The organism is Pseudomonas sp. RIT357 (genome assembly GCF_000632245.1).
Classification (GTDB): domain Bacteria; phylum Pseudomonadota; class Gammaproteobacteria; order Pseudomonadales; family Pseudomonadaceae; genus Aquipseudomonas; species Aquipseudomonas sivasensis.
The window spans coordinates 39,369-61,417 of sequence record NZ_JFYX01000008.1 but is presented as its reverse complement, the minus strand read 5'-3'; the positions used below and the strand labels follow the sequence as shown (position 1 = coordinate 61,417).

General features: G+C 59.3%; 28 protein-coding genes and 1 pseudogene. 15 read left to right on the top strand and 14 right to left on the bottom strand.

Annotated elements, in window-relative coordinates:
• Nucleotides 1-33: 33 nt before the first annotated feature.
• Together BW43_RS19685 and BW43_RS19690 are read left to right on the top strand one after the other, a co-directional pair.
• Nucleotides 34-501, top strand: coding sequence for a PAS domain-containing protein (locus BW43_RS19685; protein WP_032885607.1), 468 nt, complete (start codon nucleotides 34-36; stop codon nucleotides 499-501).
• A 59-nt stretch (nucleotides 502-560) separates the two neighbouring features.
• Complete coding sequence (locus BW43_RS19690; RefSeq protein WP_032885606.1) at nucleotides 561-1,166, top strand: hypothetical protein; 606 nt, start codon at nucleotides 561-563, stop codon at nucleotides 1,164-1,166.
• Nucleotides 1,167-1,168: 2 nt separating this feature from the next.
• Here the strand turns inward: BW43_RS19690 and BW43_RS19695 are convergent, their stop codons facing one another.
• Nucleotides 1,169-2,128 (bottom strand): MerR family transcriptional regulator, encoded by a 960-nt coding sequence (locus BW43_RS19695; protein ID WP_032885605.1) that lies wholly within the window; start codon nucleotides 2,126-2,128, stop codon nucleotides 1,169-1,171.
• Between the two features lie 214 nt (nucleotides 2,129-2,342).
• Between BW43_RS19695 and BW43_RS19700 the strand changes: the two genes are divergently transcribed.
• The 6 genes from BW43_RS19700 to BW43_RS19725 are packed head-to-tail and all read left to right on the top strand — an operon-like array spanning nucleotide 2,343 to nucleotide 5,273.
• Nucleotides 2,343-2,903 (top strand): antibiotic biosynthesis monooxygenase, encoded by a 561-nt coding sequence (locus BW43_RS19700; protein ID WP_032885604.1) that lies wholly within the window; start codon nucleotides 2,343-2,345, stop codon nucleotides 2,901-2,903.
• A gap of 57 nt (nucleotides 2,904-2,960) precedes the next feature.
• Complete coding sequence (folM, locus tag BW43_RS19705) at nucleotides 2,961-3,671, top strand: dihydromonapterin reductase (protein ID WP_032885603.1); 711 nt, start codon at nucleotides 2,961-2,963, stop codon at nucleotides 3,669-3,671.
• A gap of 20 nt (nucleotides 3,672-3,691) precedes the next feature.
• Nucleotides 3,692-4,252: a GTP cyclohydrolase I FolE gene (folE, locus tag BW43_RS19710; protein ID WP_032885602.1), complete on the top strand. Its 561-nt coding sequence runs from the start codon at nucleotides 3,692-3,694 to the stop codon at nucleotides 4,250-4,252.
• 2 nt (nucleotides 4,253-4,254) lie between these two features.
• Nucleotides 4,255-4,626: a dihydroneopterin triphosphate 2'-epimerase gene (folX, locus tag BW43_RS19715; RefSeq protein ID WP_032857710.1), complete on the top strand. Its 372-nt coding sequence runs from the start codon at nucleotides 4,255-4,257 to the stop codon at nucleotides 4,624-4,626.
• Between the two features lie 16 nt (nucleotides 4,627-4,642).
• On the top strand, nucleotides 4,643-4,939 hold the full coding sequence (locus BW43_RS19720; RefSeq protein ID WP_010206472.1) for a DUF1244 domain-containing protein: 297 nt from the start codon (nucleotides 4,643-4,645) through the stop codon (nucleotides 4,937-4,939).
• Complete coding sequence (locus BW43_RS19725) at nucleotides 4,932-5,273, top strand: HopJ type III effector protein (RefSeq protein ID WP_032885601.1); 342 nt, start codon at nucleotides 4,932-4,934, stop codon at nucleotides 5,271-5,273. The genes BW43_RS19720 and BW43_RS19725 overlap by 8 nt, the downstream gene beginning before the upstream one ends.
• 102 nt (nucleotides 5,274-5,375) lie before the next feature.
• Here BW43_RS19725 and trxB read toward each other — a convergent pair whose 3' ends face one another.
• Both trxB and BW43_RS28910 read right to left on the bottom strand, forming a co-directional pair.
• On the bottom strand, nucleotides 5,376-6,338 hold the full coding sequence (trxB, locus tag BW43_RS19730; RefSeq protein ID WP_010206474.1) for a thioredoxin-disulfide reductase: 963 nt from the start codon (nucleotides 6,336-6,338) through the stop codon (nucleotides 5,376-5,378).
• Nucleotides 6,339-6,480: 142 nt separating this feature from the next.
• Nucleotides 6,481-6,621 carry a hypothetical protein gene (locus tag BW43_RS28910; RefSeq protein WP_163033189.1) on the bottom strand — a complete coding sequence of 47 codons (141 nt, stop codon included), beginning with the start codon at nucleotides 6,619-6,621 and terminating at the stop codon, nucleotides 6,481-6,483.
• On the opposite strand from BW43_RS28910, the gene cysZ reads away from it, so the two are divergent.
• Both cysZ and BW43_RS19740 read left to right on the top strand, forming a co-directional pair.
• Nucleotides 6,620-7,384, top strand: a complete 765-nt coding sequence (gene cysZ, locus BW43_RS19735) for a sulfate transporter CysZ (protein ID WP_032885600.1) — start codon at nucleotides 6,620-6,622, stop codon at nucleotides 7,382-7,384. The genes BW43_RS28910 and cysZ overlap by 2 nt on opposite strands.
• A gap of 54 nt (nucleotides 7,385-7,438) precedes the next feature.
• Nucleotides 7,439-8,641: a glycosyltransferase family 1 protein gene (locus tag BW43_RS19740; protein ID WP_032885599.1), complete on the top strand. Its 1,203-nt coding sequence runs from the start codon at nucleotides 7,439-7,441 to the stop codon at nucleotides 8,639-8,641.
• Here the strand turns inward: BW43_RS19740 and BW43_RS19745 are convergent.
• The 7 genes from BW43_RS19745 to rplU all read right to left on the bottom strand — a co-directional run bounded on the left by BW43_RS19745 (nucleotide 8,610) and on the right by rplU (nucleotide 14,208).
• Nucleotides 8,610-9,713 carry an NADH:flavin oxidoreductase gene (locus BW43_RS19745; RefSeq protein ID WP_032885598.1) on the bottom strand — a complete coding sequence of 368 codons (1,104 nt, stop codon included), beginning with the start codon at nucleotides 9,711-9,713 and terminating at the stop codon, nucleotides 8,610-8,612. The genes BW43_RS19740 and BW43_RS19745 overlap by 32 nt on opposite strands.
• Before the next feature lie 164 nt (nucleotides 9,714-9,877).
• The gene (locus BW43_RS19750; RefSeq protein ID WP_032885597.1) at nucleotides 9,878-10,360 is read right to left on the bottom strand and encodes a glutathione peroxidase; all 483 of its coding nucleotides are present in this window, start codon (nucleotides 10,358-10,360) and stop codon (nucleotides 9,878-9,880) included.
• A 101-nt stretch (nucleotides 10,361-10,461) separates the two neighbouring features.
• On the bottom strand, nucleotides 10,462-10,926 hold the full coding sequence (locus BW43_RS19755) for a CreA family protein (protein WP_032885596.1): 465 nt from the start codon (nucleotides 10,924-10,926) through the stop codon (nucleotides 10,462-10,464).
• A 15-nt stretch (nucleotides 10,927-10,941) separates the two neighbouring features.
• Nucleotides 10,942-12,060, bottom strand: a complete 1,119-nt coding sequence (proB, locus tag BW43_RS19760) for a glutamate 5-kinase (protein WP_026013771.1) — start codon at nucleotides 12,058-12,060, stop codon at nucleotides 10,942-10,944.
• 124 nt (nucleotides 12,061-12,184) lie between these two features.
• On the bottom strand, nucleotides 12,185-13,408 hold the full coding sequence (gene cgtA, locus BW43_RS19765; RefSeq protein WP_015885843.1) for an Obg family GTPase CgtA: 1,224 nt from the start codon (nucleotides 13,406-13,408) through the stop codon (nucleotides 12,185-12,187).
• Nucleotides 13,409-13,601: 193 nt separating this feature from the next.
• Nucleotides 13,602-13,859, bottom strand: coding sequence for a 50S ribosomal protein L27 (gene rpmA / locus BW43_RS19770; protein ID WP_003176049.1), 258 nt, complete (start codon nucleotides 13,857-13,859; stop codon nucleotides 13,602-13,604).
• 34 nt (nucleotides 13,860-13,893) lie between these two features.
• The gene (gene rplU, locus BW43_RS19775; protein ID WP_003176051.1) at nucleotides 13,894-14,208 is read right to left on the bottom strand and encodes a 50S ribosomal protein L21; all 315 of its coding nucleotides are present in this window, start codon (nucleotides 14,206-14,208) and stop codon (nucleotides 13,894-13,896) included.
• Nucleotides 14,209-14,447: 239 nt separating this feature from the next.
• Here rplU and BW43_RS19780 point away from each other — a divergent pair, with 239 nt between their 5' ends.
• The 3 genes from BW43_RS19780 to BW43_RS19790 all read left to right on the top strand — a co-directional run bounded on the left by BW43_RS19780 (nucleotide 14,448) and on the right by BW43_RS19790 (nucleotide 16,366).
• Nucleotides 14,448-15,416, top strand: coding sequence for a polyprenyl synthetase family protein (locus BW43_RS19780; protein ID WP_032885595.1), 969 nt, complete (start codon nucleotides 14,448-14,450; stop codon nucleotides 15,414-15,416).
• A gap of 192 nt (nucleotides 15,417-15,608) precedes the next feature.
• Nucleotides 15,609-15,950 carry a zinc ribbon domain-containing protein YjdM gene (locus tag BW43_RS19785; protein ID WP_003230858.1) on the top strand — a complete coding sequence of 114 codons (342 nt, stop codon included), beginning with the start codon at nucleotides 15,609-15,611 and terminating at the stop codon, nucleotides 15,948-15,950.
• A gap of 158 nt (nucleotides 15,951-16,108) precedes the next feature.
• On the top strand, nucleotides 16,109-16,366 hold the full coding sequence (locus BW43_RS19790) for a hypothetical protein (protein WP_003194088.1): 258 nt from the start codon (nucleotides 16,109-16,111) through the stop codon (nucleotides 16,364-16,366).
• Between the two features lie 60 nt (nucleotides 16,367-16,426).
• On the opposite strand, the gene BW43_RS19795 is transcribed toward BW43_RS19790, so the two are convergent.
• Entirely contained in the window at nucleotides 16,427-17,044 is a 618-nt protein-coding gene (locus BW43_RS19795; protein WP_032885594.1) for an FKBP-type peptidyl-prolyl cis-trans isomerase, read from the bottom strand.
• 249 nt (nucleotides 17,045-17,293) lie between these two features.
• Here BW43_RS19795 and BW43_RS29535 point away from each other — a divergent pair.
• Nucleotides 17,294-18,358 (top strand): annotated as a pseudogene (locus BW43_RS29535) (methyl-accepting chemotaxis protein); the annotation flags it as partial.
• Nucleotides 18,350-19,213, top strand: coding sequence for a methyl-accepting chemotaxis protein (locus tag BW43_RS29530; RefSeq protein WP_371260691.1), 864 nt, complete (start codon nucleotides 18,350-18,352; stop codon nucleotides 19,211-19,213). The pseudogene BW43_RS29535 and the gene BW43_RS29530, both read left to right, overlap by 9 nt.
• A gap of 110 nt (nucleotides 19,214-19,323) precedes the next feature.
• On the opposite strand, the gene BW43_RS19805 is transcribed toward BW43_RS29530, so the two are convergent.
• Genes BW43_RS19805 through BW43_RS19815 form a run of 3 tightly spaced genes read right to left on the bottom strand, consistent with a single transcriptional unit; the run spans nucleotide 19,324 to nucleotide 22,047 of the window.
• Complete coding sequence (locus BW43_RS19805) at nucleotides 19,324-19,692, bottom strand: glyoxalase superfamily protein (protein WP_032885592.1); 369 nt, start codon at nucleotides 19,690-19,692, stop codon at nucleotides 19,324-19,326.
• 29 nt (nucleotides 19,693-19,721) lie between these two features.
• Complete coding sequence (locus tag BW43_RS19810; protein ID WP_032885591.1) at nucleotides 19,722-21,185, bottom strand: amidohydrolase family protein; 1,464 nt, start codon at nucleotides 21,183-21,185, stop codon at nucleotides 19,722-19,724.
• A gap of 1 nt (nucleotide 21,186) precedes the next feature.
• Entirely contained in the window at nucleotides 21,187-22,047 is an 861-nt protein-coding gene (locus BW43_RS19815; protein WP_032885590.1) for a MurR/RpiR family transcriptional regulator, read from the bottom strand.
• Nucleotides 22,048-22,049 lie beyond the last annotated feature (2 nt).

Here is a 22,049-nt window from a genome sequence, read left to right as displayed (position 1 = left end):
TGCCCATTCCAACAACACGCCACGGACCGCTCAATGATTAACGCCAAGCTGATGCAGATGGTGATCGACGCTTCCAACGAAGGCATCGTGGTCGCCGAACGCGAAGGCGATGAAAAGCCCCTGATTTATGTGAACCCGGCCTTCGAACGGATGACCGGCTACACACTGGATGAAATCCTCTATCAGGACTGCCGCTTTCTACAGTCGGGCGACCGTGATCAGCCAGCGCTGACGGTGATTCGGGATGCTTTGGCGAAGGGTGGTTCGTGCCGGGAAACCCTGCGCAATTACCGTAAGGACGGCAGCCATTTCTGGAACGAACTGTCGCTTTCAACGGTGTTCAACACGGCTGATAAGCAAACCTATTTTATCGGCGTACAAAAAGACGTCACGCTCCAGGTCAAGGCCCAGCAGCGTGTCGAGCAATTAGAAAGCGAACTGGCCCAAGTCAAAGCCGAACTGGCCGCGTTCAAGTCGACAAATGGATTGAACAAAATTTAGAAAATACGGCCATATGAGCGGATAATGGCACTTTAATGCCCCTCTATTGAGCAAGCACAATGCAACGCGATGCGCTTCTGACCAAGGATGAGCTGGATTTCATTCAGAACATGCAACACAACCCGCAACTTAATCTGCGGGATGCGTCGTCGAGCCTGACCGTCAACGGCGGTGCGCAGATTCGCGACTTGCTCACCCGCCTGGCCGCCCACGACCATGTCACCATCCAAGCGCAGTTCGACAACCAGCAACTGACCTTTCCCCTCCAATTGGTGGAGGATGAGTTCAATGCAGTGCATCTGCGTCTGGGTGTGCCGAGTATTTTTGAAGACGGCCCGGTGATCCGCGCCTGGCGCCTTGCACTTGAAGCTCCGGTGGCCCTGGAGAACATCAAGGGCACCGCAAGTGCGCTGTGGGTGCATGAGGTGTCATTCAAGGGCGTGCTGGTGGAGATTCGTGGCCGTATCAAACCACCAAAAACCTTTTCCCTTTGGTTCAGCCCTTCCGGCTATGAGCGCATTGCCCTGCGCGGCGCCTTTGAGAGGGAAACCGCGCGGGGTTTGTTTGCCTATCGCCTCAGTCAAAGCGATGCGGATGAAATCGAACGCCTGCGCCAGTTCATCCTGCATCAGCACCGCCTGGTGCACCCGCAGATGCACGCCTGAGTTCAGGTATCCAGGTTACCGCTGAGGAACTGCTGCAAGCGGCGTTGCATTTGGCGCCCTTCGCTGCCCAGACAACCGATGGAGGAACCTGCCAGCGCGCTCTGCGCCAGGTCCGACACTGCGCCAGCAAGAAATAACGGGCAATCAAGGGTCAACGCCAAACGATTGAGGCGGCCAGCCAGATCAACGTTATGGGAGTGGTTGGAGAAGATGATCAGCGCCTGGGGATGAGTCTTTTCACATACGAGGGTCAGCTCATCAAACGGCTGCCCCATCCCCAGCACCTTCACGACCAGGTCATCGCTGCTCATCAACAGCGCCGCCACCAGCAACTCCAGTTTGCGGCATTCGCCGGGTATGGCTGACAGCAATACCCGAGGCGCAGGCGACAGTGTCGCCGCTTGCAGGCGCTGAAAGGCATGGATACGCAAGAAGGCGTCGAAAAACAGCCATTCGCTGGCTTGACCAAAACGCCCCTGGTGGCGCAAGAGCTCGTTCCAGAGAGGCATCAGGATCTCTTGGAACGCGACGTTGAGGGGATAGGTAGCGAGAATCTGGCCATACAGGCTTTCCAACTGACGGTCGTCAAAGGCCTTGACCGCCAGCAACAGCCTCGCCCGCCATTGCGGCAATTCGCTTTCTTCGACTGAGTCGCGCTCAGCGCGAATCGCTTCGGCCTGCTGATCGTCGCGGGCGAGAATCTTGCCGACCTTGCTGACCGCCACGCCACGCTCAATCCAACCAAGAATGCGATTGACCGTCTCAATATCGGCCTTGGAGTAGAGGCGGTGCCCACTTTCGGTGCGGATGGGCTGGATCAGGCCGTAACGACGCTCCCATGCACGCAAGGTGACCGGGTTGACGCCTGTCAATCTTGATACATCACGAATTGGAAAAAGCTCAGCGCAATCAGGCGAATCCAGATGCGAAATGCTGTCAGCAGGAGCAGTAATCACGGGCATTCAAGACCAACAAACCAGCGGTAATTGGGTGGTCATTTAACGCCTATAGACCCCTCTTTTTCAAGGTGTGTACTTTTCGGACCAATGTCGCTGGCGTATTTCAGCAAAACCGGAATAATCCTTGCCTGTTTTTTCTACGTCGCTGCAACACCCCGCAGCTTCGTTTGTGCGCCACCTACCCGGATCAGCGCACCCGTACATTTGGAGATACACAATGTCTACCTCTCCCGTCACCTTGATGGTTGCGCGCCGCGTCGCCAAAGGGCGCTACGAAGAACTGATGGCCTGGCTGCGCGAAGGCGAGCAATTGGCTACCGACTTCCCCGGTTATCTGGGCTCCGGCGTACTTGCACCGCCGCCCAACGATGACGAATTCCAGATCATTTTCCGCTTCGCCGACGAAAAAACACTGCATGCCTGGGAATTCTCCGCCTCCCGTTGTGCCTGGCTTAGCCGCGGCAGCGATTTGTTTGCCGACCCCTCCGAGCACCGTGTGCGCGGCATCGATGGCTGGTTTGGTGCCGCGGGTGCCCGTCCGCCGCGCTGGAAGCAGGCCGTGGCAATCTGGCTGGCGTTTTTCCCGGTGTCGCTGCTGTTCAACTTTGTCTTGGGGCCATTGCTCAATGGGCTCGACCTGGTGCCTCGCGTACTGGTCAGCACGATGGCACTCACGCCTCTGATGGTTTACTGGTTCATTCCGCTGTCGACACACCTGTTGGCGAACTGGCTGCATCCCACGCCTGCACCGCGCAAGGCCACCGAAGCGGCGGCGTGAGTACAGGGGCGACCCGTCGCTGGTATGATTTGCGCCTGCCAGCGACGCGAGCCTCCCATGACTGCAAAGAACGCCCCGATCCTGATCACCGGCGCCGGCCAACGTGTCGGCCTGCATTGCGCCCAGCGCCTGCTGGACGAGGGCCAACCGGTGATTTTCAGCTACCGCAGCGAACGCCCCGGCGTGCAGGCCCTGCGCGAGCGTGGCGCGATCGGTGTGTTTGCCGACTTCTCCAACGAAGCTGGGATCCTGGCGTTTATCGCTGAACTGAGTACCCACACCCAAAGCCTGCGCGCGATCATCCACAACGCCTCGGCCTGGGTCGCGGAAACGCCGGGCGACGAAAGCCGCGCGTTTACCGATATGTTCAGCGTACACATGCTTGCGCCGTACCTGATCAACCTGCATTGTTCGACCTTGCTGCAACGCTCTTCACCTGCCGATATCGTGCATATCAGCGATGACGTGGTGCGCAAGGGTAGCCGCCAGCACATCGCCTACTGCGCCACCAAGGCCGGGCTCGACAGCCTTACGCTGTCGTTTGCCGCGCAGTTCGCGCCGCTGATCAAAGTCAACGGCATCGCCCCGGCGATGGTGATGTTCAACGAAGACGACGACGCGGCCTATCGCACTCGGGTGTTGGCCAAATCAGCCCTGGGCATCGAGCCCGGACCCGAGGTGATTTACCAGAGCGTGCGCTACCTGCTGGACAACCCCTATGTCACCGGTACCACCCTGACCGTCAACGGCGGGCGGCATATCAAGTAAGCCGTTTGTGAGGATGTTGTATGACCTTATCCCTGCCCCACCATTACCGCGAGATCCTCAAGAACCTGGGCGAAGACCCGGAACGCGAAGGCTTGCTCGACACCCCCAAGCGCGCCGCCAAGGCCATGCAGTACCTGTGTCATGGCTATGAGCAGAACCTCGAAGAAATCGTCAACGGTGCACTGTTCGCCTCCGACAACGACGAGATGGTGATCCTCAAGGACATCGAGTTGTACTCGCTGTGCGAACATCACCTGCTGCCCTTTATCGGCAAGGCCCACGTGGCCTATATTCCGACCGGCAAGGTGCTCGGCCTGTCGAAACTGGCGCGTATTGTCGACATGTTCGCCCGGCGCCTGCAGATCCAGGAAAACCTCACGCGGCAGATCGCCGACGCGATCCAGGACGTGACCCAGGCCGCCGGCGTGGCCGTGGTAATCGAGGCCAAGCACATGTGCATGATGATGCGCGGCGTGGAAAAACAGAATTCAACCATGAACACCTCGGTGATGCTCGGCGCGTTCCGCGAGTCGAACACCACGCGCATGGAGTTCCTGCAACTGATTGGACGGAGCAAGTAGCAATGCCACAACTTCAACCAGGCATGGCGCGCATCCGGGTCAAGGACCTGTGTCTGCGTACCTTCATCGGTATCAATGAGGACGAAATCCTCAACAAGCAGGATGTGCTGATCAACCTGACCATCCTGTACGCCGCCCAGGACGCCGTGCGCGACAACGATATTGACCACGCGTTGAACTACCGCACTATCACCAAGGCGATCATCGCCCACGTAGAAGGCAACCGCTTCGCGCTGCTGGAACGCCTGACCCAGGAATTGCTGGACCTGGTGATGAGCAATGAATCGGTGCTGTACGCCGAGGTCGAAGTGGATAAGCCCCATGCGCTGCGCTTTGCCGAATCGGTTTCGATTACCCTGGCGGCCAGCCGCTGACATTGAAGTGGACCCTATGAACGATCAACAACGCCTCGAACTCGAAGCCGCCGCTTTTCGCCGGCTGGTAGCACATCTGGACAGCCGCAAGGATGTACAGAACATCGACCTGATGAACCTCTCCGGTTTCTGCCGTAATTGCCTGTCCAAGTGGTACAAGGCCGAGGCCGACGAGCGCCAGATCGAGCTGAGCCTCGATGACGCTCGTGAAGTGGTGTACGGCATGCCGTACGCCGAGTGGAAAGCCCAATACCAGAAAGAAGCCAGCGCTGACCAACAGGCAGCGTTCGCCAAAGGAAAAACCCATGACTGATTTGAACACCCTGCGCGCCAGCCTCAACAGTGGCGAACACGTCTTTGCCGACACCCTGGCATTTGTCGCGGCCGGTTACGATTACCAACCGCAGGCCTTCACCAATGGCACCGTGGAAAACGCGGCCGGGCAGAATGAAGGGTCGTGCAAGACCTTGGGTTTGGCGGTGCTGGAAGGCTTGAGCGACCAAGAAGCGCTGCTGGCGTTTGGTGAGCATTACCGCTCGGTGGTGGCGACGCCTGAGGGCAGCGACCACGGCAATATTCGGGCGTTGATTGCCCATGGGTTGGCCGGTGTGAAATTCACCGCGCAGCCCCTTACCCGCAAATCCTGAGTCAGACGCGGATCAAAATGTGGGAGGGAACTTGCCCCTCCCACATTTAAATTGCACTCATAAAAAAACCGGCCTCGCAGCCGGTTTTTTTATTCCAACGATTTAGAACGAAGCGTCCTTCAAACCGTCGAGGTAACGCTCGGCATCCAGTGCTGCCATGCAACCGGCACCAGCCGAGGTAATGGCCTGGCGGTACACGTGGTCAGCCACATCACCGGCAGCAAAGATGCCTTCGATATTGGTGGCAGTCGCATTGCCTTCACGGCCGCCCTGCACCACCAGATAACCGTCTTTGGCTTCCAGCACGCCTTCGAACAACGAGGTGTTCGGAGTGTGGCCGATGGCGATGAACACGCCGTCGACTTTCAGCTCGTCGAAGCTGCCGTCGTTGTTTTTCAGGCGAGCACCGGTCACGCCCATGTTGTCGCCCAGGACTTCGTCCAGGGTGGCGTTGAGCTTGAGGATGATCTTGCCTTCAGCGACACGGGCGTGCAGCTTGTCGATCAGGATCTTCTCGGCGCGGAAAGTCTCGCGGCGGTGAACCAGGGTCACGGTACTGGCGATGTTGGCCAGGTACAGCGCCTCTTCAACGGCAGTGTTACCGCCGCCGACTACAGCGACCGGCTTATTGCGGTAGAAGAAACCGTCGCAGGTCGCGCAGGCGGAAACGCCCTTGCCCATGAACGCTTCTTCCGATGGCAGGCCCAGGTAACGGGCGCTGGCGCCAGTGGCGATGATCAGCGCGTCACAGGTGTAGACGCCGCTGTCGCCGGTCAGGCTGTAAGGCTTTTTCGAGAAGTCGACTTGGTTGATGTGATCAAAAACGATCTCGGTTTCAAAGCGCTCGGCGTGTTCTTTCATACGCTCCATCAGCACCGGGCCAGTCAGGCCGTGGACGTCGCCAGGCCAGTTGTCGACTTCCGTGGTGGTGGTCAACTGACCGCCCGCCTGCATGCCGGTGATCAGCAGCGGCTTGAGGTTGGCCCGGGCAGCATAGACAGCAGCGCTGTAACCGGCAGGGCCGGAACCGAGAATAATCACTCGCGAATGACGGGTATCAGACATGACTCACTCCTATCGACCGCCCGGACTACAAGGCGGCTGGAATAAAAAAGGACTGCGAAGCACTTGGGGAAGGCTTTAACTCGCAGATCCTGAAAATAATGGGTGCAGCGTATATAGGGGGGCAAGATTAAGGAAATACGGTTTAACAATCCAGCTCATAGGCGGTCTCTATGCTGTCAGCCCAGCTAATCGAGGCGTTTGTTACTGTTGATGTCGCCGCTTTCGCCTCGGATACAAAGTCGGTAAGGTCGGCGCGTTCGTCATCCTGCTCGGAGTTCTCCATGCCTGCCCCTGTTCTTTCCGGCCCGCAATACCTGCGTGAAGGCCTCAAACTGGTGTTGAGCCCTGGCCTACGCCTGTTTGTGCTGCTGCCGCTGATGATCAACCTGGTGCTGTTCGTCGGATTGATTTACTTCGCCGGCCACCAGTTCAGCTTGTGGGTCGAGCACTTAATGCCGACGCTGCCGAGTTGGCTGAGCTTTTTGAATTACCTGCTATGGCCGCTCTTTGTAGTGCTGGTGGTGCTGATGGTGTTTTTCACCTTCACCATGCTCGCCAATATCATCGCGGCGCCGTTCAATGGCTTTCTCTCAGAGAAGGTAGAAGTGGTGGTGCGCGGTACCGATGACTTCCCGGCCTTCAGTTGGGGCGAGTTGATCGCCATGGTCCCCCGCACCCTGGCCCGAGAAATGCGCAAGCTCGGCTACTTCCTGCCACGGGCGATCGGCCTGTTTATCCTTTCGTTTATTCCCGTGGTCAACCTGATCGCCGCGCCACTGTGGCTGCTGTTTGGCGTATGGATGATGGCAATCCAATACATCGACTACCCGGCAGACAACCACAAACTGGGCTGGAACGAAATGCTCGCCTGGTTACGCCAGAAACGCTGGCAGAGCATGAGCTTTGGCGGGATCGTCTATCTGGTGCTGCTGGTGCCGGTGGTCAACCTGCTGATGATGCCGGCAGCGGTGGCTGGCGCCACCTTGTTCTGGGTGCGCGAGCAAGGCGCCGAGGCGATGGCGAACCCCAAGGTCACCAAGTCATAAATCCATCATCTGGATGACACAATGGCGACATGGCCCACACGGACACTGTGGGTCATGACGACAGCCTCGCTTCATATCACCCTCATCACCGAAACCTTCCCGCCAGAGATCAACGGGGTGGCCAATACCCTTGGTCGCCTGTGCGAGGGTTTGCGCGCGCGCGGCCATCAAGTCGAACTGGTACGCCCACGCCAAGGCGTCGATCAGAGCCGGCTCAGCGACGACGAACTCCTGCTGTGCCGCGGCTGGCCACTGCCGGGTTATCCGGGCCTGCAGTGGGGTCAGTCGTCGATGCACAAGTTGCTGCGCCGCTGGACACGCCAACGCCCGGACGTGCTCTACATCGCCACTGAAGGCCCGCTGGGCTTGTCGGCACTGCGTGCAGCACGGCGCCTGGGCATCAGTGTGGTCAGCGGCTTTCACACCAATTTCCAACAGTATTCGAACCAGTACGGCTTGAGCCTGCTCAGCCGAATGGTCACGCATTACCTGCGCTGGTTTCACAACCGTTCGACATTGACCCTGGTGCCCAGCGCCAGCCAACGCCTGGAGTTGGAGCGTCGGCATTTCGAGCGTTTGGGAATGTTGTCGCGGGGTGTCGACAGCCAGTTATTCCACCCGACCAAGCGTGACAATGCACTGCGTGAAAGCTGGGGTTTAGAGAACGACGATATCGCTGTGCTGCACGTTGGCCGCCTGGCCCAGGAGAAAAACCTCGGGCTGCTCAAGCGCTGCTTTGATGCGCTACAGAAAACCTACCCATCCCGCCCAATGAAGCTGATTGTCGTCGGGGACGGCCCGCAACGGGCGCTGCTGGAGCACGACCTGCCCGAAGCAGTATTCTGCGGCACCCAACGCGGTGAAGAGTTGGCACGGCATTACGCGTCGGGAGACCTGTTTCTGTTTCCCAGCCTGACGGAGACCTTCGGCAATGTAGTGCTGGAAGCCATGGCCTCAGGCCTTGGTGTGGTGGCGTACGACCAGGCTGCCGCAAGCCAGCACCTGCGGCACGGCTATAGCGGCGCACTGGCGATGCCGGGGGATGAGGAGGCGTTTTGCGATGCAGCCATCTGGCTGCTGGAAGAACGCGAAACGTTGCGCAGGGCCCGCCTGAATGCTCGTCAACATGCCAGTCGCCAGGGTTGGCCAGCGATTATCGAGCAGTTCGAACGCCAGTTGCGCGGTGTGTGCGAGGACGGGCACCTGGAGCCCGCCCTGACGCCACTTACACCAGAGTCGTCAACGCCTCACGACTGAATGGCAGGATGTCACCCTCACGTCCTTCACGCACCTTCACGGCCCAATCCGGGTCAACCAACAACGCACGACCTACGGCAACCAGATCAAACTCGTCGTTGTTCAGGCGCTCAAGCAGTTTTTCCAGGCTGGCCGGCTGCGCGACTTTGTCGGTGTTGACCATAAACTGCAGGAACTCGCCATCCAGGCCGACACTGCCCACGGTAATAGTTGGTTTGCCGGTGAGTTGGCGCGCCCAACCGGCCAGATTGAGGTCGGAACCTTCGAATTCCGGCTCCCAGAAACGTCGGGTTGAGCAGTGGAAAATATCCACGCCGGCGTCGGACAGCGGCTTGAGGAATTCACCCAACGCCTCAGGGGTTTGTACCAGACGCGCGGTGTAGTCCTGCTGCTTCCACTGGGAGAAACGGAAGATGATCGGGAAGTTCGGGCCGACAGCGGCGCGCGTAGCCTGGATCAGCTCGATGGCAAAACGCGAGCGGTTGGCCAGGCTACCGCCGTACTCGTCGGTACGCTGGTTGCTGCCTTCCCAGAAGAACTGATCGACCAGATAACCGTGGGCGCCATGGATTTCAACGCCGTCCATGCCGATGCTTTGGGCGTCTTTGGCGGCTTGGGCGAAAGCGTTGATCACGTCCTTGATATCCTGGGCGGTCATGCCGTGGACCACCACGTTGCCGTCCTTGAGTTTCTCCATCGGACCATAGGCCGGCACGCTGGCATCAGGCTCAGTGCCGATACGGCGCACGCTGCCGACATGCCACAACTGAGGGACAATCTTGCCGCCTTCGGCGTGCACGGCATCGACCACTTTCTTCCACCCGGCCAGGGCCGCTTCACCGTAGAAATGCGGGACATTCGGGTAGCCATTAGAGGCCTGGTGACCGACCACGGTGCCTTCAGTGATGATCAAGCCCACGCCAGCGGCCGCACGGCGACGGTAGTATTCGATGACGTTGGAATTAGGTACACCACCCGGAGAAAACGAGCGGGTCATCGGCGCCATGACCACGCGGGTCGACAGTTGCAGTGCACCGAGCTGGAAGGGTTTGAACAAGGCTTGGACGGGCATGGAGCACTCCACGGGAGACTGGGTTTATGATGCAGATAATATGAGGAGTGGAACGCGCCCGGTAGCACTATTGATTTTGGTGATTAAGGGGTAAAAGCGGTGGGGTATTTGGGCTGCTACGCAGCCCATGGCGGGAAAGGTCCGCTCACCACAAGAGAAGTGATTTAGCTCAAGGCTTTTTCGATGGCCTGGACGATCGAAGGGTCTTCCGGCGGGGTACGCGGTGAGAATCGAGCGAGGACCCTCCCATCTTTACCCAGCAGGAACTTCTCAAAATTCCAGGTGATATCGCCGGGAAATTCGGCCCCCTCACCCGCCAGCAACCGGTAGAGCTGGTGACGCTCAGGGCCATTGACATCGAGCTTGCTGCCTAAGGGAAAGGTCACGCCGTAGTTCAGGCTGCAGAACTCGCGGATTTCGTCCTCAGTGCCCGGTTCCTGGCCGGCAAACTGGTTGCACGGCAGGCCCAGCACAGTAAACCCTTGGTCCTTGTACTGCTGATAGAGGTTCTCCAACGCCGCATATTGCGGGGTCAGGCCACATTTGGAGGCTACATTGACCACCAGCACTACTTGCCCCTTGAAGGGCGCCAGTGGCAACTCTTGTCCGTCCAAAGCTTTGAGTTTCAGGTCGTGGAAAGCACTCATGACGAACTCCAGATATCCCATGTTCTTAGCAAAGCGGCGCCTTGAGGTTACAACCCGCAAGCCTGCAATCATAGACGCCGATTACAAAACCCGCCTGCGGATTACTGAGCGGTCGGCCACGGCAAAATCGGAATTGCGGTCACGGCGTTCTGCGGGCTGCCCTCGATCAGGCGGTCGCTGTAGACCAGGTACACCAGGGTGTTGCGCTTCTTGTCGAGGAAACGCACCACTTGCATGGTTTTGAACACCAGCGAGGTGCGTTCCTTGAACACTTCGTCGCCGTCCTTCAGTTCGCCCTTGAAGCGGATCGGGCCGACCTGACGGCAGGCAATCGATGCTTCAGCGCGATCTTCGGCCAGGCCCAGGCCGCCTTTGACGCCACCGGTCTTGGCGCGGGACAAGTAGCAGGTCACGCCGTCGACCTTGGGGTCGTCAAACGCTTCGACGACAATTCGGTCGTTGGGGCCGACGAATTTAAACACCGTCGACACCTGGCCAACCTCTTCGGCGCTGGCCAGCAACGGCGTCAGCAACAGCAGGCCCAACGCAAACTTCACTAAACGCATCGTATATTCCTTTGGTTAGACCAGGATCAGGTTGTCGCGGTGAACCAGTTCAGGTTCGGCCATGTAACCTAATAGTCCGACAATCGCGTCAGACGATTGTCCAATAATTTTCTGTGCTTCCAGGGCACTGTAATTGGCCAGGCCACGGGCGATTTCACGACCGTCGGGCGCTACGCACACCACCATTTCGCCGCGGCGGAAGCTGCCCTGTACCAGCTTGACGCCCACCGGCAGCAGGCTCTTGTTGCCCTGGGACAGTGCCGATACCGCGCCGTCGTCCAGCACCAGAGTGCCACGGGTTTGCAGATGCCCGGCCAGCCACTGCTTGCGCGCCGCCAGCATGCCGCGTTCCGGCGACAGCAACGTGCCGATGCGTTCGCCAGCCTTGAGGCGGTCCAACACGCGCTCCAGGCGCCCACCGACGATAATGGTGTGGGCACCGGAGCGTGCAGCCAGACGCGCAGCCCGCAGCTTGGTCTGCATGCCGCCACGGCCCAGGGCACCGCCGACACTGCCGGCCACGGCGTCCAGCGCCGGGTCATCGGCGCGGGCCTCATAAATAAGCTGCGCATCGGGGTTGTTGCGCGGATCGGCGTCGAACATGCCGTCGCGATCAGTGAGGATCACCAGCAAGTCGGCTTCCACCAGGTTGGCTACCAGTGCGGCCAGGGTGTCGTTGTCGCCGAAACGGATTTCGTCAGTGACCACGGTGTCGTTCTCGTTGATCACCGGGATCACCTTGAGCTCCACCAAGGCGCGCAACGTACTGCGGGCGTTGAGGTAGCGCTTGCGGTCGGACAGGTCGTCGTGAGTCAGCAGGATCTGCGCCGTGTGGCGGCCGTGCTCGGCGAAGCTGGACTCCCAGGCTTGCACCAGGCCCATCTGGCCGATGGCTGCAGCGGCTTGCAGTTCGTGCATCGCGCTGGGTCGCGCGGTCCAGCCGAGACGGCTCATCCCGGCGGCAACCGCCCCGGACGACACCAGCACCAACTCGACACCAGCCTCATGCAAGGCCACCATCTGCTCCACCCAGACGCTCATTGCTGCGCGATCCAGGCCTTTGCCATCCGCCGTCAGCAGCGCACTTCCGATCTTTACGACCCAACGCTGCGCACCTGTCACTTTGCTCCGCATCATCTTCAACCTTAGATAGAGGGCCGCGCGACCCAGCGCTGCCCATAACGTTATTCGTGGCTACGTAATACCCAGATACCAAAACGCCGCTCATGTGAGCGGCGCTTAAGTTTACTGCAACGAATCAGTCGCGCACGTAAATGATTTCTGGACCGTCTTCATCATCCACGTCTTCTTCGTCCCAATCGTCGTCGCCGATGTCGTGGACCGACTTCACGCCGCTGCGGCGCAGGGCACGCTGGTCGTCCAGAGCTTGCAGCTGGGCACGGGCTTCGTCTTCGATCTGCTGGTCGAGTTCGGCGAGTTCGGCCTTGAACACCGGGTCGGCCGCCAGGCGGTCAGCACGGTCTTCGAGGTAGCGCATGATGTCGCGGGTCAGGCGCTCGGTGCCTTCTTTGGCGATGGCCGAGATCACGTAGACCGGACCCGTCCATTCCAGGCGATCAACGATTTCCTTGACGCGCTCCTCGTGCTCTTCCTCGAGGATCTGGTCGCACTTGTTCAGCACCAACCAACGATCACGCTCGGCCAGGGCCGGGCTGAACTTGGTCAGCTCGCTGACGATCACTTCGGCGGCGTCTGGTGCACTGGTGTCATCCAATGGCGCCATGTCGACGAGGTGCAGCAGCAAACGGGTGCGGGACAAATGCTTGAGGAAGCGAATCCCCAGGCCTGCGCCGTCGGAAGCCCCTTCGATCAGGCCAGGAATATCGGCGATCACGAAGCTTTTCCAGCGGTCAACGCTGACCACGCCCAGGTTTGGCACCAGGGTAGTGAACGGGTAGTCAGCGACTTTCGGCTTGGCGGCCGATACCGAGCGGATGAAGGTACTTTTGCCTGCGTTCGGCAAGCCCAGCAGACCCACGTCTGCCAGTACTTTCATTTCCAGCTTGAGGTCACGCTGCTCGCCAGGCTTGCCCGGCGTGGTCTGGCGCGGTGCACGGTTGGTACTGGACTTGAATCGGGTGTTACCCAGACCGTGCCAGCCACCCTGCACAACCATCAGTTTCTGGCCGGCCTTGGTCAGGTCGCCAATCACTTCCTGGGTCGCGGAATCGATGATCGTGGTGCCAACCGGTACGCGCAGTACCAGGTCTTCGCCTTTTTTACCGGTGCAGTCGGTACTGCCGCCGTTGGAGCCACGCTCGGCATCAAAGTGCCGGGTGTAACGGTAGTCGACCAGGGTGTTGAGGTTTTCGTCGGCCATCATGTAGATGGAACCGCCGTCACCGCCGTCACCGCCGTTGGGGCCACCGTTTTCGATGAATTTTTCGCGACGGAAACTCATGCAACCGTTACCGCCGTCGCCTGCTTTTACTCGGATGGATACTTCATCAACGAACTTCATAACAAAACGCCTCTCGCCGCGTGGACGAGCTTAAGAAACCAAGACATAAGACTCTTGCAAAAATGAGCGCAGCGACCTCAATCAGCGACCGCAAATCCAGCGCCGGAGCCCATCACAAACAGCTTTGCAAGAGACTCACCCCACAAACGAAAAAGCCCCGTCGCGAGACAGGGCTTTTCCAGCGATTTCGCAATTAAGCTGCGACAACGCTCACGTAACGGCGGTTGAACGCGCCTTTTACTTCAAACTTGATCACGCCTTCGATTTTCGCGAAGAGGGTGTGATCTTTGCCCATGCCTACACCGTAACCGGCGTGGAATTGGGTGCCGCGCTGACGCACGATGATGTTGCCCGGAATGATTTTCTGGCCGCCATACATCTTAACGCCAAGGCGTTTGGCTTCTGAGTCGCGACCGTTACGGGTACTACCACCAGCTTTTTTGTGTGCCATGAGTCAATTCTCCTAGTGAGGAATTAGGCTGAAATTAAGCCTGAATACCGGTGATTTTGATCTCGGTGTACCACTGGCGGTGGCCCATACGCTTCATGTGGTGCTTACGACGACGGAACTTGATGATGCGGACTTTATCGTGACGACCTTGGGAGATCACTTCAGCCACAACGGTAGCGCCAGCAACAACTGGAGCGCCGATGTTCACGTCATCGCCATTGGCGACCAACAGAACGCGATCAAAAGTAACGGATTCGCCGGTAGCGATTTCCAGTTTTTCGATCTTCAGGTATTCACCTGGGGCGACCTTGTATTGCTTGCCACCAGTAACAATTACTGCGTACGACATGGTATTTCTCCGATAATCCTGCTCACCCAGCGCTTTATAAGAAGAGGTATTGGCTGGCATGGCTGCATGGGATGGACGTCCCGAATGCAATTGCGTAAGGCAGGTGCTGCCCAGGAAGTTCAGGGTGCGCGATTGTACGCAAGGTAAATGGGTGTTGCAAGTGGCCGTCCATCGCGCCTTGACACTACGGGGTCAGGGTCCTAGCATGCCGCGCAACCCTTCTGGAGCGACTGTCGCTGATGCAACCCCAAGCTTTCTACCGCGCGGTCGCGGACGATTTTAGCGCCGTCGACGGCATCATCAAGCAGCAGCTGACGTCTAAAGTGCCGCTGGTCTCCAAAATTGGCGACTATATTACGTCGGCGGGCGGTAAGCGCCTGCGTCCTTTATTAGTGTTGCTGTGCGGCAAGGCCCTGGGCCGCGAAGGCGATGACCTGCGCCTGCTGGCCGCCACCATCGAGTTCCTGCACACCGCCACCCTATTGCATGACGACGTGGTCGACATGTCCGGCATGCGCCGTGGCCGCGAGACCGCCAATGCGATGTGGGGTAACGCACCAAGTGTGCTTGTCGGCGACTTCCTGTATTCGCGCTCGTTCGAAATGATGGTCGAACTGGGCTCGATGCCGGTGATGAAGATCCTGTCCCAGGCCACGCGCATCATCGCTGAAGGCGAAGTGTTGCAGCTGTCGAAGGTCCGCGACGCCAGCACCACCGAAGAAACCTACATGGAAGTGATTCGCGGCAAGACCGCGATGCTCTTTGAAGCCTCCACCCACAGCGCCGCGGCATTGTGTGGCGCGACCGCCGAACAGGCCGAAGCACTGCGCACCTTTGGCGACCATCTGGGCGTGGCGTTCCAACTGGTAGACGACCTGCTCGACTACCGTGGCGATGCTGAAACCCTGGGCAAGAACGTCGGCGACGATCTGGCCGAGGGCAAGCCGACCTTGCCGCTGATCTACACCATGCGCGAAGGCACGCCAGAACAGGCAGCTTTGGTGCGCAAGGCGATTCAGAAAGGCGGCATAGAAGACCTCGAAAGCATCCGCGCAGCCGTGGAAGCTTCGGGCTCCCTGGACTACACCGCACAACTGGCGCGTGACTACGTGGCCCGTGCGATCAAGTGCCTGGAAGCCCTGCCTGCCAGCGAATACCGGGACGCCCTGGTTGAGCTGAGTGAGTTTGCAGTCGCTCGTACGCACTAAGCCATACCTGCAGACACAGACCAATGTGGGAGGGGGCTTGCCCCCGATGACGGTGTTCAGTCGATATATGACTGGCTGATCCACCGCTATCGGGAGCAAGCCCCTCTCACATTTGGATTTCATAGAGCCTGCAACACCACAAAACCCTATATAATGTGCGACTTTAGCCATCCTGACCTTTAAGGAGCTTTAGTGAGCACGTTGCCACCCTGCCCGAAATGCAATTCCGAATACACCTACGAAGACGGCGCCCAGCTGATCTGCCCGGAATGCGCCCATGAGTGGTCCGCCAATGGCGAGGCCGAAGTGGCCGGCGATGAAACCGTGAAGAAAGACTCTGTGGGCAACGTCCTGCAGGACGGCGACACCATCACAGTGATCAAGGACCTCAAGGTCAAAGGCACGTCTCTGGTCGTCAAGGTCGGCACCAAGGTCAAGAACATCCGCCTGTGCGATGGCGACCACGATATCGATTGCAAGATCGACGGCATCGGCCCGATGAAGCTTAAATCCGAGTTCGTGCGCAAAGTCTGAATCTGCTGTATCCATCCCGCGCCAGCCGCGGGATGGCGTTTTGCCCTCCCCCTGACCTGCCTCAATATCCACACAGAAAAACCAAGAAACCGCCAATAGACGCTTGCTATTCTACGAATAAGAATTATTCTCATTGAAACCGATCAAGGAGATGCACCATGACTTATTTGATAGATGCCTGGCTGGACCGCCCACACCCTTACCTGCGGATACTGCATCGGGAAACCGGCGAAGTCTGTGCGGTACTGGAAGAAGAAGCGTTGAATGAATTGCAGGACCAGGGCGACCTGGACGTCAATGGCCTGAGTTCAAGTGAACCCGGTGTGCTGAAAGAGGTGGTGCGTAATTTGTTTCTGTTTTGCTATGCCCGAGCGTTGCGCCCGGCGACGGAGCTCAATGGCAAGTTTCATCCATGAGCAACCCCCTAAAACACTGTGGGAGCGAGCAGGCTCGCTCCCACAGGTAATCAGCAGGTCTTACAGAACGTCGAGCAGCTCGACGTCGAATACCAGAACGCTGTGCGGCGGAATGCTGCCAACGCCTTGAGCGCCGTAAGCCAGTTCGCTCGGCACGTACAGGCGCCATTTGCTGCCAGCATTCATCAGTTGCAGGGCTTCGGTCCAACCGGCAATCACGCCACCAACCGGGAATTCTGCTGGCTGGCCACGCTCGTAGGAGCTGTCGAACACAGTGCCGTCGATCAAGGTGCCGTGGTAGTGGGTACGGACTTGGTCTTCGCGGGTCGGCTTGGCGCCTTCACCGGCAGTCAGCACTTCAAATTGCAGGCCGGAAGCCAGGGTGGTGATGCCATCACGCTTGGCGTTTTCAGCCAGGAAGGCCAGACCAGCGCCAGCAGCGGCTTCAGCCTTGGCGGCTGCTTCGGCTTGCATGACTTCACGGATCACCTTGAAGCTGGCAGCCATTTGCTCTTGGTCAACGCGGCTTGGCGAACCTGCGAACGCGTCGGTCAGGCCAGCCAGGATTGCGTCCAGGCTCACGCCCGGTGGCGGGTTGTCGCGCAGTTGGTCGCCCAACTGACGGCCGATACCGTAGCTGACGCGGGTTTCGTCGGTGGACAGATTAACTTCGGACATGAAGAGGCTCCGCTGCAGGACAACGCGATTTCCCGCGCTGCCCAAAACTAAAAGGGCCCGCAGACTAGCACACAAGACCGCCCCTTGATGAGCCCTCAGTGGTTCTGCACACCGCTGACGACCCTTCGTCGCCACTTGAAATAAAACGCCCTTCAGATTCACATCCCGCCGCCGATACAGCGCTACACCTTGGCTGGCTCAAATAACAACACCGTCCAGCAAACAGACATCACTCTTGCGGAGCATTCGATGAACAGCTGGTTCGGTAACATCAGCGTCAACCTCAAACTGGGCCTGGGCTTCGGCCTGGTGCTTGTCCTCACCTCGATCCTGGCACTCACTGGCTGGACCAGCCTGGGCGGCCTGATCGACCGCAGCAACTGGATGAGCGACATCACCCAGCTCAACGCGTCGCTGACCAAACTGCGCATCGTGCGCCTTCAATACATGCTGGCCAACGGTGACGAAGCCGTGGCGCAGAACGTGCAGACCAGCCTCGATGCCTTCGTTGCCCAGCAACAGAAACTGCTGGACAGCTTCAAGAGCCCGGAAAACCTCAAGCTGCTCAATGAGCAGAAATCGGTCATTACCGCCTACCAGCAATCCCTGAACAAAATGCGCGAGGCTTACCGTAACGGCAATGCCTCTCGCCAAGTGATGGGCGACAAGGCCGACAGCGCCAACGCCCAGATCGACGCGCTGGAAGCCAGCGTGAAGCAGATGCCTGACAGCGCGGAGCACTTTGCTCAGTTCCAGGCCGTGGCCGACGCCAAGATGCAATTCCAACTGGCCCGCTACGAAGTGCGCGGCTACACCGGCAACGTCAGCCCGGATACCGAAGCCCGCGCTGCCGCACAGATCGACAAAGCCATTGCCAGCTTGAAAGACCTCAGTGCCGCCTTTGGCGCCGGCCAGCAAAGCGCGCTGACCGCGCTGGAAACCGCTCTTGGCGCCTACCGCACGGCTGTCCAGAACTACAAGGTGGCCAACGCCAATATCGTTGCTGCTCGCGCAGAAATGACCACCCAAGGCACTGATATCGTCAGCATCAGCGACAAGCTCTACGAGATCCAGTTGGATCGCCGCGACGCCGAAAGCGCCCAGGCCCGTAGCCTGCAATTGATCAGCACCTTGCTGGCCCTGCTGGTTGGCATCATTGCCGCGCTGGTCATCACCCGCCAGATCACTCGCCCGATCCAGGAAACCCTGGCCGTGGTTGAACGCATTGCCTCCGGCGATTTGAGCCACAACATCCAGGTCACCCGCCGCGATGAGCTGGGCGTGCTGCAACAAGGCATCCAGCGCATGGGCACCACCTTGCGTGAATTGATCAGCGGTATTCGTGACGGCGTGACCCAGATCGCCAGCGCCGCCGAAGAACTATCGGCCGTGACCGAGCAGACCAGTGCCGGCGTGAACAGCCAGAAGATCGAGACCGATCAAGTCGCCACCGCGATGCATGAAATGACCGCTACCGTGCAGGAAGTCGCGCGCAATGCCGAACAGGCTTCCCTGGCCGCTGCCGATGCCGACGGCCAAGCCCGTGCAGGCGACAAAGTGGTGGCCGAAGCCATTGCCCAGATCGAACGCCTGGCCGCCGAAGTGGCGCGTTCCACCGACGCCATGAGCCATCTGCAACAAGAGAGCAACAAGATCGGCAGCGTGATGGACGTGATCAAAGCCGTGGCCGAACAAACCAACCTGCTGGCCCTCAACGCCGCCATCGAAGCAGCACGCGCCGGTGAAGCCGGTCGCGGGTTTGCCGTGGTCGCCGACGAAGTGCGCGGCCTGGCCCAACGCACGCAAAAATCCACCGAAGAAATCGAAGGTCTGGTCGCCGGTTTGCAGAACGGCACCCAGCAAGTGGCCAATGTGATGAACAACAGCCGCAGCCTCACCGACAGCAGCGTGGAGCTGACGCGCAAAGCCGGTGTATCCCTGGAGAACATCACCCGTACGGTGTCGAATATCCAGTCGATGAACCAGCAGATCGCCGCCGCCGCCGAGCAACAAAGCGCCGTGGCCGAAGAGATCAGCCGCAGCATCGTCAATGTACGTGACGTGTCGGAACAGACCGCCACCGCCAGTGACGAGACGGCCAAATCGAGTGTGGAACTGGCACGTTTGGGCAGCCAGTTGCAGCAGATGGTCAGCCATTTCCGGGTTTAAGAATCGCTGCGATACCTGACCCGCCACAGATGCAGCCCCAGCCAAAAGCTGGGGCTGCAATAAAAAACCGCCCTACTAAGGCGGTTTTTTTATTGCCTGCGATTGGCCTCTCAGCCCTCGCCTTCCTCAACAAACACCACACGATTCCCAAATGGATCCTTGATGCTCATCTCCCGCGATCCCCAAGGCGTTTCTTCAACGCTGGGCTTGGCATAACGGTAATCCTTAGCCTGCAATTGCTGCTGGTAGGCATCTACCCCTTGCGCCTGAATCCGCACCGCCGCGCCCGGCGAAGCGTCGCCATGATGCTCGGACAGATGCAGCACGCACTCGCCCAAGGATACTTGCAGGTACAACGGGTAATTCGCCTCGAAACGATGCTGCCAATCAACCTTGAACCCAAGGAACTCCACATAGAATTCCAACGCCTTGGTCTCGTCGAAAATCCGCAGGATAGGGGTGACTTTTCCTAAGTGCATGGCAACCGCTCCGTTTTTGAGATCGCCCACTATAGAGCGCTGAACCCCCGACGCAAATCTCCCTGGCGAGCCAGGAATCGTCCTGGGCGCTGACCATTGGCCTGTCCATCGCTGTAGCTCAACACGCCATTGACCCACACACCATCAATGCCCTCTGCCGCCTGCTCTGGATTTTTGAAATCCGCCACATCCCGCACCCGCAACGGGTCGAACAACACCAGGTCCGCCCAGTGCCCTTCGCGAATTTCACCCCGCTCGACCAGGCCGAAACGCGCCGCCGACAAGCCGGTCATTTTGTGCACGGCGGTATGCAACGGGAACAACCCGATATCCCGGCTGAAATGCCCCAACACACGTGGGAACGCGCCCCACAAGCGTGGATGGGGAAACGGATCTTCAGGCAAGCCATCCGACCCCACCATCGACAATGGATGCGCGAGGATGCTTCGTACATCCGCTTCATCCATCCCGTAGTACACCGCACCCGCAGGCTGCAGACGGCGGGCGGCGTCCATCAAGGAGACGTCCCATTCGCCAGCAATGTCCTGCAAATCTCGCCCGCCCATGTCCGGATGGGGCGTGGACCACGTAATGGTGATGCGAAACGCATCGGTCACTTGCTTCAAATCCAGAGTCGAAGAACTGGCTGCGTAGGGATAACAGTCACATCCCACCGGATGGGTTTTCGCCGCCTGCTCCAGAGCGGTCAGCAGCTGCGGACTGCGCCCCCAGTTACCCGCCCCGGCGCATTTGAGGTGGGAAATAATCACCGGCACCTTGGCGTGCCGGCCGATCAGAAAAGCTTCGTCCATCGCCTCCAGCACCGGCTCGAATTCGCTGCGCAGATGGGTGGTGTACACCGCACCGTAGGCCGTGAGTTCTTCACTCAGTTGCAGCACTTCATCGGTCTCGGCATTGAACGCGCTGGCGTAGGCCAGGCCTGTGGATAAACCGAGGGCGCCGGCTTCAAGACTCTCTTGTAACTGCACGCGCATGGCGGTGATTTCATCCGGTGTGGCGGTGCGATGCAGATCGTCCATGTGGTTGCTGCGCAGCGCCGTGTGGCCGATCAATGCCGCGACGTTGAGCGCTGGATGGGCGCATTCAACGGCGCTGCGATAGTCGCTGAAACGGGGATATACAAACGCCGCAGCGCTGCCCAGCAGGTTCATCGGGTCCGGCGGGTCGTTGCGCAAACTCACCGGCGAAGCGCTGATGCCACAGTTGCCGACAATCACCGTGGTCACGCCCTGACTGAGCTTGGGCAGCATCTGCGGATGACGGATCACAACGGTGTCGTCGTGGGTATGGACATCGATAAACCCCGGCGCCAACACGCGGCCGGTGGCGTCGACTTCATGCTCGGCCGTCGCAGCAGACAGATCACCGATTGTCTCGATACGCCCATCGCGCAGCCCCACATCCGCGACATAACCGGGTGTGTTGCTGCCATCGATGATCAGCGCGTGGCGAATCAGCGTGTCGTACTTCATATCAGTCTCCAAGCGGCAAGCTATCGGGGCCGCCGCGATAATCGTCCAGGGCCAGTTTGATCCGGCGCAGGCGTTCCTGGTTGTCGTCCGGCAGGGCCAGCGCCAACTCGGTAGCGAGCAGGTCGATGGCCAGCAGCAGGCCGTAGCGCGCTGCGGTGGGTTTGTAGATAAAGCTGGTTTCGGCTGGTTGCAGCGGTAACAGGACATCCGCCAATCGCGCCAGGGGGGAATCGGCCAAGGTGATAGCGATGATGCGGGCGTCGTAGTTGCGCGCCAGGTCCACCACGTCCAGCAGTTCCGGCGTAATACCGGTCAGCGAACAGACGATCAGCGCATGTTCCGGCCCCAAGGTGGCGGCCGTGACGCGCATCATCACCGGGTCATGGCAAGCGGCAATCGGGTAGCCCAGGCGGACAAGGCGCACCTGTAACTCGTCGCTGCACAGACTCGACGGGCCGCCCATGCCGAACGCGTGGATCATCCGGGCCTTGCTCAGCAGGCTGACCGCATCGGCGAAACTCGCCTGGTTGAACCCCGACAAGTGCTGACGCAACGTCGCCTCGATATCACCGAGAATCTGCCGGTGAAACGCCGACTGTTCGGGCAACCCCGCCGGGTCCAGGAAACGGCTGCCGACGCCGCTGGCTTGGGCCAGTTGCAGGCGCAAATCGCGTAGATCGCGGCAACCGACGCTGCGTGCAAACCGCGACAAGGTCGCCGTACTGACTTCAGCCCGTTGGGACAACTCATCCAGGCTGGCCGACGCCGCAAAACCCACATCATCGAGCATCAGCTTGGCGATACGTCCTTCGCCGGCGCTGAAAGAAGCCTGGCGGGCGCGGATCTGGTAGAGGATGTCCATGG